We start from the raw sequence: 15724 nt of genomic DNA, 5'->3' as shown, positions 1-15724 counted from the left end.
AAGGTATTGTTTAAACCATGTAGCTGATATCGATGTACAAGGGGCACATGAAACTACATTCGCACAAAAATAAGAAAACTATGGCTTTTATTGGAGTTACATCCAATCTTTTTTCCCTGATTCTATATAATACAACCAATAGTTCGCCATACGGTGAATATCGGCATAGTTCCCATATTTAAAATGAATCGTTCCGGCCGCGGTATGCAGGACCAAATGCCCAATGTTGGCCTTTTTATGCCAGAAGTATTGTTTGGTCGTGATCCCCTGAATTTTATGCGGCTCCATTAGCTGATGTTCTACATCCCATATTCCGCTTTTCTTAATGATAAAATCTTCAGACAGGTATAACCGATGATGTGCAAATTCAAAATACAACATTATGACCACCAGGATAGCGTAGGGGATGATCCACCAGAAATAGGGACGCAGATGAGGGAGTACCCATCCGATGAGGAGAAAGAAAGCTATCGGAATGACCACCTTAAGCATTATTGTTAAAAAGAGGAAGCGGTAGTTTGGAATAAAGGTGCTTTCTTTTTGGGGGATACATTCAAAGATCATTTTTAAGAGCTCGTCTCTTTCGTTTTCATCACATCCGGGAATCTCAATGTCATGCTTTTTATTGTCTTTGTCGTCCTCATCAGCAGCATCAAAAGAAGCCTGCTTGAACTTCATGTTCATCAGGTCCAGTTTTTTCTGAAAATAATTCTGACTATAGCTGCTGATCTGTACCCTTGCCGGTTTCAATAAGGTATGTTTCTTTTCAAAAAGCCCTGATGTGATGGCCAGTACCGCCTTCTTTTTGATCACCTCAAAGTCGAAATATTTAATGAAGTTGCGCAGGATATTTGTTCCAAGAACGATGAGCAGGGCAAAGAAAAGAAGTACGCCGATGGAAATCATGTTTAAACCTTCGGTAGAAAGCGCTTTTATTGGGTTTTCTTCCAGTTGAAAAGCTTCTGTATAGTTTTTTAACATCTCCATAATGGCGAAGATAAAACCCATAAGAAGGGCTACGCTTGCGCCATAGTTGGACGTTAAACCCACTTTAAAGAGGGTAGAGGTGCTCAGTTTTAGAAGCGGTTCAGACTTCAGCCTTTGCTCATCTGTTGATTTTTCTGCTGTCGGATCGGGAGTGTCTCTATTTAAGAGCCTTTCCCTTAATATCGTGGCTGTATGGTGGTCAATTGCCTTGATGCTCGCTTCTTTTTTATCGCTCCCCGCAGTGTCAATGTCGAGACTATAGACCCCTATGATCCTTTGAATGAGCGACTGGTTGATGTTTACCTGCTGGATCTTATCCAGCCTGATGCTGATGTGTTCCTTGCTCAATACGCCTTTTTGGATTACAAATTCCTGTTTTTCTTCATCGAGAAAAAAACTGAACCTGAGGTAACTGAGGTAAGAATAGATGATCAGAATGAAAAGGAAGACGAGGAATCCGGCAATCAGGTACCAATGATTCATGCCTTTGGCGCGGACCAGGAGCAGGATAATGGGAAAAACCAATACCCGAATGCTGCGTTGCAGGTGATCGGCAAACATCACGGCTACACCGGCGGCCGACTGTCTTTTGGGTTCAGAAAAATCAGTTCCCATTTTAATCGACTTTAGCCAGTTGTCTGTTCAGCTCTTCTTTGATTGCCTTTGCCATATTAATGTCCAATCCGGGAATAGTGATGCTTCCCGAAATACCTCCGGCAGTAAATACATGAAGGGAGCCCAATTGAAACATTCTGGAGAAAATCCCCTCATTTAAGGTGATGTGTTGTATTCTGGTAAAGGGAATAATGGAAGTGGAGATCGAGATGATTCCGCTCTTATAAATCAGGTCTTTTTCTCTAATCGCATAGCCGATCCTTTTAATACTGGTCCGATAAAGGGCAATTAAAAGTATGCTGAAAAGAAGGTAAATCCCGGTAGTTACATATAAGTAAGGTCTGAATCCTTCTACAAAAAACAAGACCATGCCTATTGCCGCAGCAAGGATGAGCAGGAAAATGGCGATATTTAATAAAGCCACCCTCCAGTATTTCCTGCTTATTGCATTTAATACTACCTCTTCGTACTTCGGCAGCGCGTCTATATCTAATGTTTCATTTGTAAAATCCTGCATTTCATTTTGCTATAATGGCGTTCGAAACGAAGTTAGGGAATTATTTTTTATACGGAATCACTGATTGATGTATGCTCCCTCGTTTCTTCTATCAATAAATCTACAGCGCGCGTTAATTTAATGGGAGGGTCTTGCTGAAAATCGCAACCCTCCGCTAATCATTCATTGAATAAGAGACGGTTGATGTATTAGTGTTGATTAGTAATGTGTAACTTTAATGAGGTTTTGATTTGGGCTGTGGTTAAATGATCCGTTATTTCAAATTAGGTGTTCCTTTTAAATAGATTTCTAAATCTCCAACACTGGCATTGGCAGTTGACCTAAATTTATCAAAATCATAAACCATCAACACACCAAAATCTTCGTATTGTGCAATGAATGATGACAGATCGATCTTTTCATTTAATGCAGTAAACATTGTTACCACATGTTCATAGATCGGCTTAGGTGTGATCAACAGGTTGGTTAGTTTATTATTTGTAACAGCTGATGTTTTACCGATCAGGTGTTCGTAATCCCCAACTAATTGTTGAGCTTCGTTATACGTCATGGTCGTAAATTTAAAATTAATCGTTTAGTTATCCATCTAAATTTTATCAACATGGTTTTTACCACTATAATATTTGGGGAAGAGCATTTATGGAAGCTAAACTGGAAGCATTCGCTAGAAAGGCTAAAGATTATTATCGCCAAAAAAATATTAAGCATAGCTAGAACTGGTATACGGTTTAATTAATCCGTAATTAAACTGTTATTACCATGAAATACGATAATTTACCTAGTTTTGCAGTACAAACTAAAGCTTCTTTTTATAGCAGATATTAATGAAAACAGTCTCTAAGTGTATTTAAATGATGGCTGTTGTTTCTTCATAATATGCTAAAAGTGGATTTGGACTAACTTAAATTATATTTGTAAATAATCATTTGTTATGCAAGAGATCAAAAAATATGTAGAAGAAAACAAACAACGTTTTTTAGACGAGTTGTTTGAGTTATTACGCTTCCCATCGGTAAGTGCAGACCCTAAATATAAAGGTGATGTGCTTAAAACAGCCGATTTCGTTGCCCAGAAACTGAAAGACGCAGGTGCCGATAAAGTAGAGATTTGTGAAACTGCGGGTTATCCGATAGTGTATGGTGAAAAGATCATTGATGAAAAATTACCTACCGTTTTAATCTACGGACATTACGATGTACAACCTGCTGATCCTTTGGAGCTTTGGAAAACACCTCCGTTTGAACCTACGGTGCGTGACGGCAAGATTTATGCACGTGGCGCCTGTGATGATAAGGGGCAGTTTTACATGCATGTAAAAGCTTTTGAGCTGATGATGAAAACCAATACCCTGGCCTGTAACGTTAAGTTTATGATTGAGGGAGAGGAAGAAGTGGGTTCCGCAAACCTTGGGGTTTTTGTGAAAGCAAATACCGGGCGTTTGAAAGCAGATGTGGTCCTGATCTCTGATACTTCAATGATCAGCATGGAAAATCCTTCTATAGAAACAGGTCTACGTGGTCTGGCTTATATGGAAGTGGAAGTTGTTGGTCCAAACCGCGATTTGCACTCCGGAGTTTACGGTGGTGCTGTAGCAAACCCGGCTACCATTTTGTGTAAGATGATTGCTTCATTACACGATGAAAACAACCACATCACGATTCCTGCCTTTTACGATAAGGTGCTGGAATTGTCTGAGGAAGAAAGAACTGCATTAAATTCAGCCCCTTTCGACCTGAATGAATATAAAGAAGACCTGGACATCAGCGCAGAATGGGGAGAGAAAGGTTTTTCTACTTTAGAGCGTACCGGAACCAGACCTACTTTGGAGGTTAATGGAATCTGGAGTGGTTATATCGGCGAAGGAGCCAAAACCGTATTGCCTTCAAAAGCAAATGCAAAGATCTCTATGCGTTTGGTTCCTAACCAGACTTCTGAAGAAATCTCTGCCATTTTTACAAAGCATTTTGAAAGCATCGCTCCTGATTTTGTGAAGGTAAAAGTTACCGCTCATCATGGTGGTGAACCAGTAGTTACGCCTACAGACAGCATTGCTTATCGTGCTGCAGAACAGGCAATCCTGGATTCATTTGGTAAGAAACCAATTCCGACAAGGGGTGGTGGCAGTATTCCTATCGTTGCCTTATTCGAAAGCGCACTGGGTATTAAATCGGTATTGTTCGGATTTGGCTTAGATAGCGATGCTTTGCACTCTCCAAATGAGAAATATGATATCTTTAACTATTATAAAGGAATTGAAACCTTGCCTTTATTCCACAAATATTTTGCGGAGTTGAGTAAATAAGTTCTTGATTTTAAAAGGAATATACAGTTATTGAAAAAAGGGCAGCCAAATCGGTTGCCCTTTTGTATTTTTACGGCATGCCGCCATTAGTTCCACCGAAGCCTCCTGCACCCAGAAAAACAACCAGAACTGCAAAACCAGCGATTCCAGGAAAAAGACCTGTTGCAAAAAGAAAGGTGACGAAGAAGAAAAAGCCCTTGGCGATGGAATGGAAAATAGCTATTGCCGGACTTTTACTCGTTCTGCTTTCTCCATTTTATTATGGATATGTGATTAAAGGCTTTACCTCAACCTGGCGCTGGATCAAAGATTGGGGCCAGGATCCCAATTACAGGACCTATTCCAGCTTTGATATTCGAATTCCCAAGAAATACAGCATTCACGGCATTGACGTTTCTTATTATCAGGGAAAGATCGACTGGAAGAAGGTAAAGGCGATGAAAGAGGATGAGGTGCAGGTGAAATTTGCTTTTATCAAAGCAACCGAGGGGATATTAAGCGTTGATCCCTATTTCCAGCGCAACTGGAGAGAAGCGGCAAAAGCGGGAGTTATTTGCGGTGCCTATCATTTCTTCAGGCCTCAGAAATCGGGCGAATGGCAGGCTAAATTCTTCCTTCAAACGGTGAAGTTCGAAGAGGGGGATTTACCTCCGGTAGTAGATGTTGAGCAGTTGAATGGAGTTGCACCTGCCAATATGCGCAAGGAGCTTCAGGAATTTATCAGCTATGTGGAAAAGAGGACAAAGGTAAAACCAATGATTTATTCCGGCCTAACCTTTTATAAAGACTACCTGAAAGGCCATTTTGATGAATATCCCCTATGGATTGCACATTATCATCAGGCGAAACTGAAAGTGAGCAGTGATACCAATTGGTCATTCTGGCAACATTCTGATAAAGCCCGTATTACCGGAATCAACCATGTGGTCGATTTTAATGCTTTTAATGGAGATAGTACGGCGTTTGAACGCTTAAGGATTCCCAGAATCCTCAGCTATTAGCCTTGCGTTCCTCCCAGGTTATGGCAATGGTTTAATTTTTCATGGAAATGGATCATTTTCTCCATTGTCTCTGTCATCATTTCCAGTTGTTTCTTTCCAATCAGTTTTACATACTTTCTCGCCAGTAAGGCTGATTGTTCGGTTACCTGAAGATAGAAGGCTCTGCCTGCTTCCGTAAGTTCCAGTAGGTTTGCGCGGGCATCTGTTGCACTCTTTTCTACTTTAATCAATCCGGTTTGTTCTAATTCCTTCATGATTTTTCCGGCTGCCTGTCTGCTGACTTTCAGGTTTGCTGCAATGGCACTGCTTGATTTCCCATTCAGGCCGACAGCCATGAAAAAAGGCATAAATGCCATATTGAAATGTGGTTGGTGGAGATTGCAAATGTTTTTGTCGCCCCAATCGTCCGTGAGCTTTTTGAGAACGTATAGCTGTTTGAAGATAACAGCGTGTTTTTGGTGGTCTTCCATCGGGGTTTTTAGGGATGATTAGTTCAATATTGGATCTATAGTAAACTTAGTTTACTAAATTAATGAGTTTGTTTTGGAATAACAAGGGCTGTGGAAAATGTTTGGGTTGATTTTGTTAATATTGTAGAAAGGAGGTAGTATGAATGAGAAAATTATGATCCAGGTCAACATGCTTGACAAGCTGACTGCAGAAGAATATCATTCTTTAGGGGAGACGTTTTATACGATCCACTGCTCGCAGGTTTTCAGGAAAGCCGGATCTGCATCTGCACCGATTCCGGAATTTTCAGGAACATCGAGAAAGAAGCCGTCGTAGGTTAATCCACCAATTACCGGGTCAACTAAATGTCCCAGTAAACAAGTGTCCAGATCAAAGAAGACTACATTCGGACTGGATAAAGCAAAATGAAGGTTTGCAGTCAGGGCAATCCTGCTTTCCAGCATACTTCCAATCATACATTTTGTACCCGTTTGCAAAGCAATCTCATGGATTTTTTGCGCCTCAAGGATGCCACCGGATTTTGAAAACTTGATATTCAGGTACTCGCAGGACTGACTATTGATCAGTTTACGGGCATCATGGTGGTTGTAGCAACTCTCGTCGGCCATGAGTTTGATGGGGGAATTTGCTTTGAGCTCTGGTAACCTATCGTCGAACCAGGTCCGCATGGGCTGCTCACAGAATTCAATATTAAAAGGAGCTAAAGCGCCTAATGCATATAAGGCATCGTCAAAATTCCATCCCTGATTGGCATCCAGACGTATACTCATCTCCGGGCCTACTGCTTTTCGGATCTGTGCAACTCTTTCTATATCTTCATGGACCTTTTTTCCGAGTTTAATCTTCAGGATACGACAGCCTTGCTGTCGGTATTTTAAGGCCGAAAGGGCCATGTTCTCAGGACTGTCAATGCCAATGGTCATGTCTGTTTCTACACTTCTTTTCTGGCCTCCCAGAAAGCGGTACAAAGGAAGGTCGGCGTGTTTGGCTGCAATGTCAAATAAAGCCATATCAAAAGCACTCTTTATGGTCCCATTATGGGCTGCATACCCCAGAAGGTCATTCATTCTTTCAGGAATGTCCAGCGGATCTTTACCAATCAGAATCTTTGCGAAATCTTTAGCCATGGCCAGACAGGTTTCCTGTGTCTCGCCGACAATCATCGGGAAAGCAGAACACTCACCAACACCATGAATGCCGGAATCCGTATAAATACGGATGAGTACATTTTGTGCAAAATGCATGGTACCTGTCGCAATGACAAAAGGCTCCATGGGGATGCTAAAGCGGTAAATTTCGGTATGAGTGATTTTCATGAGCTGATGGCTTTATGTTCCGGGGACTGGTAGAATGCATTGATCTTGTGTAACAATTGATCAGGTGCTTTGTTCTGGTTAAATGTATTGAAAAGTTCATTGTTGGCAGACTGGTCCAGCACTTCTCCGTTGACCACCTTCAGGAGGTAAGGGAAGCCGGTTCGATCGTTAATGCCATAAAGCATTTGGGAAATAAATCTCCGGCTGAAATCTGATTCCGGTGTCTTTCCATTTAGAAAAATGACGTTGACCTCAGGGCTTAAAACCGGCAAAACAATGGCCTCAATAAAAAGCTGACTTCTTGTGTTATTGTTATAGCAAAAAAAGGATTTTCCTTCAATGGATAGCAGGAATTCCTGGTATTCTTGCCTGAAAAGACGGTTTTCCTGGGCGTCAGGGAAAATTCGCCATAACATACAGACGAAAAGGATCATCATTCCCAGAATGACCACTGGCAAATAGATCAGAAAGTAAATCACATACAGGATACCTCTTGCATATCTCATTTTTTCATCGCTTACTTTTTAACTGTAATTGTTCTCCCGGTAACCAGATGAAAGCTGTAAATCTTATATAGCCCATCGTCAGAAGTTTCTATCTCTTCCACAAGACCAGTTTTACTGAAGGTATCCGTCACTAAATCGCCTTTCTTTACTTCTTGTAATACCTCTGATGGCGTGTCTTTATTTAATCTGATCATGTTGTTGGGAATAAATTATCTTTAAAGATATCACCCTCAATCGTGTTTTCTGTCATTTTGTGGAATAAAAAATAATGGAGATTCTTATCTTTTTACCTTTATAGGATGAATATGGAACCTAACAGTCTGATTAAAGCTTCTTCGCCTTATTTATTACAACATGCCCATAATCCGGTGAACTGGTATGAATGGGGAAGGGAAGCTCTGGAGAAAGCAAAGAAGGAAAATAAACTGATTCTGGTGAGTATTGGTTATTCCGCTTGCCATTGGTGTCATGTGATGGAGCGGGAGAGTTTTGAAAACCAAGAGGTTGCTAAAGTAATGAACCGTCATTTTATCTGTATTAAAGTAGACCGGGAAGAACGTCCGGATATCGATCAGATTTATATGCTGGCCATTCAACTGATGACCGGCAGCGGAGGCTGGCCATTGAACTGTTTATGTTTGCCAGATCAAAGACCGATTTATGGAGGAACCTATTTCAAAAAGGACGACTGGATAAATATTTTGGAAAATGTAGCCGATCTTTGGCAACATGAACCAGATAAAGCAATACAATATGCCGATCGCCTGACGGACGGGATCAGGAATGCGGAGAAAATCATTCCAAACCTAAAAAGAGAAAGCTATACACAGGAACACCTTACCGAGGTGGTGGCACCCTGGAAACAATATTTTGATCTGTCTGAAGGTGGATATAACCGTGCTCCTAAATTCCCGATGCCCAATAACTGGCAATTTATGCTTCGTTACAGTTTTCTTGCTGAGGATCAGGACACCTATGCGGCTACACTTTTAACGCTGGAAAAAATGGCCCTGGGAGGGATTTATGATCAGATTGCTGGTGGTTTTGCACGGTATTCCGTAGACGGAAACTGGCATGTTCCTCATTTTGAGAAAATGTTGTATGACAATGCTCAACTGATTAGTCTATATGCGGAAGCCTATCAATATAACCGCCTGCCTTTGTTTAAGGAGGTGGCAGAGGAAACAATAGCCTGGTTGGCGAGGGAGATGACTTCGGCCGAAGGTTTGTTCTATTCGGCACTGGATGCAGATAGTGAAGGTATAGAAGGAAAGTTTTATGTCTGGGATAAGGCAGAACTCGAAACCATGAGTTTGGAGGATCAGGCTTTGCTGATTGCTTATTATCACATTTCTGAAGAAGGAAACTGGGAAGAGGAGCAGACCAATATCCTGCTAAGAAAACAGACCGATGAAGAATTTGCTGTCGATAGGGGAATTGATCCTGAAGAACTGAAACAGAAGATCAGTGAGCTCAAACTGAAACTCCTGATGCAAAGGGGGAAAAGGGTACGACCTGGGTTGGATGATAAATGTCTGACCGCCTGGAATGCGATGGCGATTAAAGCGCTGGCAGAAAGTTCAGAGATCTTTGATCAAAAGGAATACTATCAGATGGCCAAAAGAGCAGCTGATTTTATCCTCGATAAGTTAAAAACTCCTGAAGGGACGCTATTCCGGAATTTCAAAAGTGGAAAAGCAACGATTTCAGGTTTCCTCGATGACTATGCGTTTTTTATCGAAGCCCTGATCGCTTTATATCAGACTGATTTTGATGAAAAATGGTTAAATGAAGCCAAACAGCTGACTGATCAGGTCATCGCAAATTTTGCAGATCCTGAAAGCCCGATGTTTTTTTATACGTCCTCCGGTGGGGAGGCGCTAATTGCCAGGAAACATGAGATTATGGACAATGTAATCCCTGCCTCGAATTCCGTTATGGCGCAAAATTTACATACTTTGGGCCTGCTTTTTGACGAGGAACGTTATGTAAATCAGGCGGCTGCAATGCTGGCTGCAGTTCAGCCACAGATTAAAACTTATGGTTCTGCCTACTCGAATTGGGCCATTCAGTTGTTAAACGAAGTGTTCGGTGTAAATGAGATCGCCATTACAGGGGAAAGTGCAGGAATGCTGAAAAAAGAAATTAATAGTCGTTATATTCCCAATAAAATTATACTGTCAGGAACAAATTCAACACTTCCTTTGTTAAAAGATAAGGGAAGCATTGAAACAAAAATCTATATTTGCCGAAATAAAGTATGCCAGTTGCCAGTAGCTACTGTTGATGAAGCATTAAAATTGATAACTAAATAACATCATAATGAGTATTAAACCCAATACAGTAGTATCATTAACGTACGAATTGCATACGACTAATGAAGAAGGACAACAAGTTTTTGTAGAGAAAGCAGATGAGCAAAATGCACTTGTATTTCTATATGGTACAGGAATGATGTTGCCAAAATTTGAAGAGCATTTGGCAGGATTGAATGTTGGTGATGAGTATGGCTTTGAGCTTACTGCAGCTGATGGTTACGGTGAATTAGATCCGGGAGCTTTTGCTGACTTGCCAATCGACATGTTTAAAGAAGCTGGATTGCCTGCTGTAGGTGATGTTATTCCTTTGCAGGATAACCAAGGCAATCATTTCAGAGCAGGTGTTACTGCGATTCATGAGACTGCCGTTTCTGTAGATTTAAATCACCCTATGGCTGGTAAAAACCTGATTTTTGCAGGTAAAATCCTTACTGTACGTGAGGCGACTCAAGAAGAATTAAGTCATGGCCATGCACACGGTGCTGATGGTCACGAAGGTCACTAGTAGATCTTAGTTTATATTAAAATAGCCTGTATCGTAAACGATACAGGCTATTTTTTTGAGGTTAATCGCCAGATTACCGCTTGACTTATTTAACCTTGAAGTGTAATTCTGGCTTCGTTAAAGGCCGTCAGGCATGACCTCTTTTTTTTTAAATCAATTGATTTCTGTTTGCATATTTTTTGCAAATTTGACGCGTTACTCCTAAATGTTTTTCTTTTTCCAGAATTTTGGACTTTAAATTTGAGGTTCTTCTGCAGAATTGTCTGCAAAATTCCAGCAGTTGAATCCTGCTTTTCTTTTCTTTTTCCTGCTCTAATGTGGTTTTAAGGTGTTTATGTTTTATTTGCAAAATTTTATTGCAAAAAATATGCAATATGAAATAAACAATTCTATATTTGAAGCTAATAAACTGAACCAACCACCTAACCAAAACCAAACATGATTCGAAAACTACATTTATGCTTAATGTTGCTGATACCGTTAATGGTGTTCTCAGGACGGGTTTTTGCAAAAGAGGCCTTCTCAGCATTTAACAATAAAAACTTAAGGGAGATCAAAGGCCGGGTAACTGCTTCCGACGACCAACTTTCTATTCCCGGAGTATCTGTTGTGCTAAAATCAGATCCGAAAATCGGAACGAAGACTGATGAAAACGGAAACTTTGCGTTAAGAATTCCTGATGGCCCTCAGATTCTGATCTTTACCTATGTTGGGTACAAAAGAAAAGAAGTGCCTGTAAACAATGAAACGACGATCGATGTGGTGCTGTCTGTCGCCGAGGAGAATACTTTAAACCAGGTAGTGGTAACAGCTATGGGGATCAAGAAAGACCGGAAGGCTTTGGCTTACGCGCTGACCGAGGTGAAAGGCACGGAATTTACCCAGGCGAGGGAAACAAACCTTGCCAATGCGCTGGTAGGAAAGGTTGCTGGTGTAAATGCAACAAGTACGGCTACAGGACCGAGTGGCTCCAGCAGGGTCATTATTCGTGGTAACGGTTCCCTGAATGGAAATAACCAACCTTTATACGTAGTGAATGATATGCCGATAGACAATACCTTATTGGGGCTTCCACAAACTGAGGGTTATACTTCTGACGGCATTGCCAATGGGTTAAACATCGACAGGGGAGATGGGATTTCAGGAATCAATCCCGACGACATCCAAAGCATTACCGTATTAAAAGGAGGAACGGCTGCGGCCTTGTATGGCTCATTGGCCTCCAATGGAGTAATCCTTATCAAAACTAAGCGAGGTGCTGCACAGAAAGGTGTGGGCATCGATTTTAACTCCGCATTTACAATGGAATCACCCTTAGTGATCCCGGAATGGCAATATGAATATGGATCAGGTAAAAACGGTGTTAAGCCCCTTACTCAGGCAGAAGCAATTGCTGCAGGACGATCTTCCTGGGGTGCCAAAATGGATGGTTCAGATGTGATTCAGTTTGATGGGGTCAAAAGACCTTACAGTCCACAAAAAAACAACATTCAGAATTTCTATCAGACAGGAACTACGACGACCAATACGCTGGCACTTACCGGAGGAAATGAATCCGCCAATGGACGGTTTTCTGCATCTGATATGAACAACAGAGGGATTGTTCCCAATACCAATTTCAATAGAAAGACCTTTAACTTTGCCGGCGAACTGGTGTTAAGCAAATGGTTAAGAATTGATGCGGTAGCACAATACAACCTTGAAAATGCTAAAAACAGAACCGTGGTAAACGATGCTTACGGTAATCCTAACTGGGGAACTTATCTGATTGGAAATACGGTAGACATCCGCAACCTCTCTCCGGGATATGACGCCAATGGAGATGAAGTGGCCTGGAACCCTGTTCCTATTGCCAGTAATCCTTATTTTGTAGTCAACAAGTTTGAAAAGAACGATACCCGGAATCGTTTTTTATCTATGGTAAATGTAAAATTGAATGTATTGCCTGAATTGTTTTTCAATGCGAGAATTGGTCAGGATTATAACAACTTTAAATACTTTGGCGTGGTTCCAAGCAAGTCTTTATATACCCCTTTGGGCGGAGCAAAAGAGGAGCGATCTAACCTGACCACCATCAATACCGAGGCGACGATCAATTATAACAAGCAAAACCTGTTTAAAGATTTCTCTTTGAATGCCTTATTCGGTGTCAATAACAGGTCTTCTACCCGGGACGAAGTGATCATCCAGGGAAAAGATTTCATCACTCCTGGCTTTTATTCTGTATCTAATCTTGGAACAGTAAATCAGACTTATCCTTATGGGAAGACCAGGACTTCTTCCTTATTTGGTTCAGCAGATTTCGACTACAAAAACCTGGTATTTTTAACCGTAACTGGTCGCCAGGATTGGTTTTCAACACTTGCTCCGAAAAACAACACCATTTTCTATCCTTCCATTGGAACGAGTGTGATCCTTTCCCAGATCGTTAAAATGCCTTCATGGGTTCAATTTGCCAAGTTAAGGTCCTCATGGGCACAGGTTGGAGGTGCTACACCAGAACCTTACGCGTTAAATCCTTCCTATACGATGATTCAGAACGGGCACCTGGGGCAGCAATTGCAGCAGGTAACGAGCACCAGAATTCCTAATCCTAATTTAAGCCCTTTAACCTCTACCACCTTTGAAGCAGGATTTGAAGCTTCTTTATTTGATAATAGATTAGGGATAGATTTTGCCTGGTACGACAGGAGCACGACCAAAGATATTGTAGAAACGACTGTTTCCACAAGTTCGGGTTACCGTACAGCCTTATTAAATGTGGGGGAGATCAGCAATAAAGGAGTAGAGCTCTTAATCACTGGAAAAATTATAGACAAACCTGATTTCTCCTGGAGCACAAGTGTAAACACTGCTTACAACAAAAATAAAGTATTAAAGCTTGCTGAAAACCTGAATTCTATTGTCATGGCCAGCGCAGTAAATGGATATGCTTATATCTATAGTCAGGTAGGAAGTCCATATAGTATCATTATGGGACGAAGAGAATTAAAGGATGCCAATGGGAAAACTGTATATAATGTTTCCGGTGGTGTGGCTACACCGGTTCCAGGGCCTCTTGAAGAGCTAGGACAAGGTGTTCATCCATGGTCTGTTGGTTTTTCCAATGATTTTAAATACAAAAGATTTAGCCTGAATGTACTGATTGACGGTAAGTTTGGTGGAAGTCTTTATTCAGGAACCGATCTATATGGTACAAGGATGGGCTTAACGAAAATGACACTTGCAGGCAGAGACACCGGAGTGCCAATTAGTGGAGTAGATGTATCCGGAAAACCGGTGAACATGGTAATCGACCCTTCGTTGCTGGAAAAATACTATGGTGATGGTTTCAGAAATATCTCTTCTTTATTTGTGTATGATGCCAGTTTTATCAAGCTTCGTCAGGTTGTACTGAGTTATCAGTTGCCGGTTAGTAAGGTGAAAATGTTGTCGAAATTGAGCTCAGCAACCCTTTCCCTGGTAGGCCGTAATCTTTTTATTCTGTACAAGAAAACACCAAATGTGGATCCTGAATCTGTATTTAGTGCAGGAAATGCACAGGGGATTGAACAGTTTGGCGTGCCCCGTACCAGAAGCTATGGATTAAACTTAAGTGTTAAATTTTAAAAATTACTCCAATGAAAAGATATATATACTATATAAGTGCAGTATTGATCCTGGCCATATCAGGATGTAAAAAAGATTTTGGTGACCTGAATAAAAACCCAAATTCCCTGTCTACACCGACACCTGCGTTTTTGTTTTCCAAATCGCTCCTCAGCACGATGAGCAACAGTTATTACCTTACCGGTGTTTTAAACCTGGGTGGTTTCATTCAGCATTATGCTACCTATAAAGAAGTTTCCGGAATAGGAGATAAATATTTTGCCAATGATTTCTATCAGGCACCTTACTTCACGGATGGTTATCCTACTGCCGTAAATGAAATTGAGGAAGTGATCAGGGCTGTTAAAGCAACTCCGGCCGAGGTGAATAAATTAAATGTGGCACGCATCTGGCGGGTATACATTTACCACAGGATGACGGACCTTTATGGTGATGTGCCTTACAGTGAAGCCGGAAAAGGGCTGACTGGCCTTAACTTTACCCCTAAATACGATGCTCAAGAGACCATATATAAAGACATGCTGAAAGAGTTGGATGAAGCTGCAGCTGGACTTGATGCCGCAAAAGCCTCGTATGGAGGTAATGATTTTATTTACGGTGGCGATGCCGGGAAATGGAAGAAATTCGCCTATTCGCTGATGCTTCGTTTGGGCTTAAGGTTAACTAAAAAAGATGCTGCACTCTCTGAGACCTGGGTGAAAAAGGCAATCGCCGGTGGTGTTATTCTGAATAAGGAAGATAATGCGATCATGAGATATAGCGATGGTCCGCAGGACCTGAACCGTAATCCTACCGCGAGGGAATCGAGAAGCAGGGATTTTTCTGCGAACTCTTTTGGTAAAAATAACATTGAAGGCGGAAAGCTAAGTACGACCTTTATTAATTATTTGAAAAATAACAATGACCCTAGGTTGAGTGTTTATTCCGGAGTGTGGGTGGGGACCACACAGGATCCTAATCCTGCCATTCAAAAAGGTTTTCCAAATGGAACCGGAACGGCACCTTCGGCCAATGACCTTGGTACCTATTCCGAGCCTAATCAGAATACTGTACTCAGACTTGATGCACCATTACTTGTTCTTGGAAATGCAGAAACGAACCTTTACCTCGCTGAAGCCGCAGCCCGCGGATGGAATAATGTGGGGAGTGCCGGTCAGTTTTATGTTAAAGGAGTGACTGGATCATTTGACAATGCAGCTATGTATGGCAGTGCTTACGCAATTTCCTCAGATAAAATCAATCAGTATCTGACTGCCCATCCATTCGATGTTGCCGGAACGTTTGATAAACAAATGGAACAGATCCATACTCAGATCTGGGCGGCTTTATATATCGATGAATATGAGGTGTTTGCCAATTGGAGAAGAACCGGATATCCGGTGTTGATTCCGGTCAATTATCCTGGCAACGTAACAGGTGGGACCATTCCAAGAAGGTTGATTTACCCGAATGCCGAGGGTGCCAGTAATGCAAAAAATATCCAGGATGCCATTTCGCGTCAGGGCGCAAATACCTTAACCACCCGTGTATGGTGGGACAAACAGTAAACAATTTAATACTCAATTTTTATAACAAAT

Annotated in this window: 13 protein-coding genes; 6 read left to right on the top strand and 7 right to left on the bottom strand. The window is 41.4% G+C overall.

Annotated features, from left to right (window positions below):
* Positions 1 to 96: 96 nt before the first annotated feature.
* From BLQ87_RS10280 to BLQ87_RS10270, 3 genes are all read right to left on the bottom strand, one after another.
* Positions 97 to 1602 (bottom strand): PH domain-containing protein, encoded by a 1506-nt coding sequence (locus tag BLQ87_RS10280; RefSeq protein ID WP_074606136.1) that lies wholly within the window; start codon positions 1600 to 1602, stop codon positions 97 to 99.
* Between the two features lies 1 nt (position 1603).
* Positions 1604 to 2119: a PH domain-containing protein gene (locus BLQ87_RS10275; protein ID WP_074606134.1), complete on the bottom strand. Its 516-nt coding sequence runs from the start codon at positions 2117 to 2119 to the stop codon at positions 1604 to 1606.
* Between the two features lie 253 nt (positions 2120 to 2372).
* Positions 2373 to 2669, bottom strand: coding sequence for a hypothetical protein (locus tag BLQ87_RS10270; RefSeq protein WP_074606132.1), 297 nt, complete (start codon positions 2667 to 2669; stop codon positions 2373 to 2375).
* Between the two features lie 381 nt (positions 2670 to 3050).
* Here BLQ87_RS10270 and BLQ87_RS10265 point away from each other — a divergent pair, with 381 nt between their 5' ends.
* Together BLQ87_RS10265 and BLQ87_RS10260 are read left to right on the top strand one after the other, a co-directional pair.
* Complete coding sequence (locus BLQ87_RS10265) at positions 3051 to 4421, top strand: dipeptidase (RefSeq protein ID WP_074606130.1); 1371 nt, start codon at positions 3051 to 3053, stop codon at positions 4419 to 4421.
* Positions 4422 to 4498: 77 nt separating this feature from the next.
* Positions 4499 to 5422 (top strand): glycoside hydrolase family 25 protein, encoded by a 924-nt coding sequence (locus tag BLQ87_RS10260; protein WP_074606128.1) that lies wholly within the window; start codon positions 4499 to 4501, stop codon positions 5420 to 5422.
* On the opposite strand, the gene BLQ87_RS10255 is transcribed toward BLQ87_RS10260, so the two are convergent.
* From BLQ87_RS10255 to BLQ87_RS10240, 4 genes are all read right to left on the bottom strand, one after another.
* Positions 5419 to 5892, bottom strand: a complete 474-nt coding sequence (locus BLQ87_RS10255; RefSeq protein ID WP_083361787.1) for a MarR family winged helix-turn-helix transcriptional regulator — start codon at positions 5890 to 5892, stop codon at positions 5419 to 5421. The genes BLQ87_RS10260 and BLQ87_RS10255 overlap by 4 nt on opposite strands.
* Before the next feature lie 219 nt (positions 5893 to 6111).
* Entirely contained in the window at positions 6112 to 7209 is a 1098-nt protein-coding gene (locus BLQ87_RS10250) for a mandelate racemase/muconate lactonizing enzyme family protein (protein WP_074606123.1), read from the bottom strand.
* Entirely contained in the window at positions 7206 to 7715 is a 510-nt protein-coding gene (locus BLQ87_RS10245) for a hypothetical protein (protein ID WP_083361786.1), read from the bottom strand. The genes BLQ87_RS10250 and BLQ87_RS10245 overlap by 4 nt, the downstream gene beginning before the upstream one ends.
* 11 nt (positions 7716 to 7726) lie before the next feature.
* Complete coding sequence (locus BLQ87_RS10240) at positions 7727 to 7909, bottom strand: hypothetical protein (RefSeq protein WP_074606122.1); 183 nt, start codon at positions 7907 to 7909, stop codon at positions 7727 to 7729.
* 105 nt (positions 7910 to 8014) lie between these two features.
* Between BLQ87_RS10240 and BLQ87_RS10235 the strand changes: the two genes are divergently transcribed.
* The 4 genes from BLQ87_RS10235 to BLQ87_RS10215 all read left to right on the top strand — a co-directional run bounded on the left by BLQ87_RS10235 (position 8015) and on the right by BLQ87_RS10215 (position 15694).
* Positions 8015 to 10030, top strand: coding sequence for a thioredoxin domain-containing protein (locus tag BLQ87_RS10235; protein WP_074606119.1), 2016 nt, complete (start codon positions 8015 to 8017; stop codon positions 10028 to 10030).
* Positions 10031 to 10037: 7 nt separating this feature from the next.
* A complete protein-coding gene (locus BLQ87_RS10230; RefSeq protein ID WP_069377787.1) occupies positions 10038 to 10538 on the top strand; it encodes an FKBP-type peptidyl-prolyl cis-trans isomerase in 501 nt (166 codons plus the stop codon).
* Between the two features lie 438 nt (positions 10539 to 10976).
* Positions 10977 to 14147 carry a SusC/RagA family TonB-linked outer membrane protein gene (locus BLQ87_RS10220; protein WP_083361785.1) on the top strand — a complete coding sequence of 1057 codons (3171 nt, stop codon included), beginning with the start codon at positions 10977 to 10979 and terminating at the stop codon, positions 14145 to 14147.
* Positions 14148 to 14158: 11 nt separating this feature from the next.
* Positions 14159 to 15694 (top strand): SusD/RagB family nutrient-binding outer membrane lipoprotein, encoded by a 1536-nt coding sequence (locus BLQ87_RS10215; protein ID WP_074606112.1) that lies wholly within the window; start codon positions 14159 to 14161, stop codon positions 15692 to 15694.
* Positions 15695 to 15724: the final 30 nt, after the last annotated feature.

Origin of the sequence: Pedobacter steynii (assembly GCF_900103665.1) — a bacterium.
GTDB classification, from domain to species: Bacteria; Bacteroidota; Bacteroidia; order Sphingobacteriales; family Sphingobacteriaceae; genus Pedobacter; species Pedobacter steynii.
This window is presented reverse-complemented; position numbering and strand designations above follow the sequence as displayed.

Coding starts and splice junctions, on each gene's coding strand:
- BLQ87_RS10230 (WP_069377787.1), top strand. CDS start 10,038: ATGAGTATTAAACCCAATACAGTAGTATCATTAACGTACGAATTGCAT.
- BLQ87_RS10250 (WP_074606123.1), bottom strand. CDS start 7,209: ATGAAAATCACTCATACCGAAATTTACCGCTTTAGCATCCCCATGGAG.
- BLQ87_RS10245 (WP_083361786.1), bottom strand. CDS start 7,715: ATGAGATATGCAAGAGGTATCCTGTATGTGATTTACTTTCTGATCTAT.
- BLQ87_RS10240 (WP_074606122.1), bottom strand. CDS start 7,909: ATGATCAGATTAAATAAAGACACGCCATCAGAGGTATTACAAGAAGTA.
- BLQ87_RS10260 (WP_074606128.1), top strand. CDS start 4,499: ATGCCGCCATTAGTTCCACCGAAGCCTCCTGCACCCAGAAAAACAACC.
- BLQ87_RS10255 (WP_083361787.1), bottom strand. CDS start 5,892: ATGGAAGACCACCAAAAACACGCTGTTATCTTCAAACAGCTATACGTT.
- BLQ87_RS10220 (WP_083361785.1), top strand. CDS start 10,977: ATGATTCGAAAACTACATTTATGCTTAATGTTGCTGATACCGTTAATG.
- BLQ87_RS10265 (WP_074606130.1), top strand. CDS start 3,051: ATGCAAGAGATCAAAAAATATGTAGAAGAAAACAAACAACGTTTTTTA.
- BLQ87_RS10235 (WP_074606119.1), top strand. CDS start 8,015: ATGAATATGGAACCTAACAGTCTGATTAAAGCTTCTTCGCCTTATTTA.
- BLQ87_RS10275 (WP_074606134.1), bottom strand. CDS start 2,119: ATGCAGGATTTTACAAATGAAACATTAGATATAGACGCGCTGCCGAAG.
- BLQ87_RS10270 (WP_074606132.1), bottom strand. CDS start 2,669: ATGACGTATAACGAAGCTCAACAATTAGTTGGGGATTACGAACACCTG.
- BLQ87_RS10215 (WP_074606112.1), top strand. CDS start 14,159: ATGAAAAGATATATATACTATATAAGTGCAGTATTGATCCTGGCCATA.
- BLQ87_RS10280 (WP_074606136.1), bottom strand. CDS start 1,602: ATGGGAACTGATTTTTCTGAACCCAAAAGACAGTCGGCCGCCGGTGTA.